The organism is Aeromonas rivuli (assembly GCF_000820045.1).
GTDB classification, from domain to species: domain Bacteria; phylum Pseudomonadota; class Gammaproteobacteria; order Enterobacterales; family Aeromonadaceae; genus Aeromonas; species Aeromonas rivuli.
Genome location: NZ_CDBJ01000017.1, coordinates 1 through 1167 on the forward strand (window position 1 = coordinate 1; position 1167 = coordinate 1167).

Here is a 1167-nt window from a genome sequence, read left to right on the forward strand (position 1 = left end):
GGTAAAGCCTTCGCCTTCGACCAGATCGACAAGGCCCCGGAAGAGCGTGAGCGTGGTATCACCATCAACACCTCCCACGTAGAATACGACACCCCGAACCGCCACTACGCTCACGTAGATTGCCCGGGTCACGCCGACTACGTTAAAAACATGATCACCGGTGCTGCCCAGATGGATGGCGCAATCCTGGTTGTTGCAGCGACTGACGGCCCGATGCCGCAGACTCGTGAGCACATCCTGCTGGGTCGCCAGGTTGGTATCCCGTACATGATCGTGTTCATGAACAAGTGCGACATGGTCGACGACGAAGAGCTGCTCGAACTGGTCGAGATGGAAGTTCGCGAACTGCTGACCGAGTATGACTTCCCGGGTGATGACCTGCCGGTGATCCGTGGTTCCGCGCTGAAAGCGCTGGAAGGCGACGCGGCTTGGGAAGAGAAAATCATCGAGCTGGCTGGCTTCCTGGATTCCTATATCCCTGAGCCGGAGCGCGCGATCGACATGCCGTTCCTGATGCCAATCGAAGACGTCTTCTCCATCGCTGGCCGTGGTACCGTAGTAACCGGTCGTGTTGAGCGCGGCATCGTGAAAGTGGGTGAGTCTGTAGAAATCGTCGGTATCAAAGATACCGTGACCACTACCTGTACCGGTGTTGAAATGTTCCGCAAGCTGCTGGACGAAGGCCGTGCCGGTGAGAACGTTGGCGCCCTGCTGCGTGGTGTTAAGCGTGAAGACGTAGAGCGTGGTCAAGTACTGGCCAAGCCGGGTTCGATCAAGCCGCACACCAAGTTTGAATCTGAAGTGTACGTACTCTCCAAAGAAGAAGGTGGTCGTCATACCCCGTTCTTCAAAGGCTACCGTCCTCAGTTCTACTTCCGTACTACCGACGTGACCGGTACCATCGAACTGCCGGAAGGCGTTGAAATGGTAATGCCAGGCGACAACATCAAAATGGTTGTTACCCTGATCGCGCCGATCGCGATGGACGACGGTCTGCGTTTCGCTATCCGTGAAGGTGGCCGTACCGTAGGTGCTGGTGTTGTTGCAAGCGTGATCGCTTAATCTTGGCTTACATAAATAAAGCAAAGCCCCTATAATAGGGGCTTTCTTATGCAGGGGCGTAGTTCGAATTGGTAGAACAGCGGTCTCCAAAACCGATGGTTGGGG

The 1167-nt window shown here is 55.5% G+C and carries 1 protein-coding gene; it reads left to right on the forward strand.

Annotation, left to right across the window (positions count from 1 at the left end; genetic code table 11):
• Nucleotides 1–1062 (forward strand): elongation factor Tu (gene tuf, locus BN1130_RS02555; RefSeq protein WP_052448162.1); only part of this gene is annotated, 1062 nt, incomplete at its 5' end.
• Nucleotides 1063–1167: the final 105 nt, after the last annotated feature.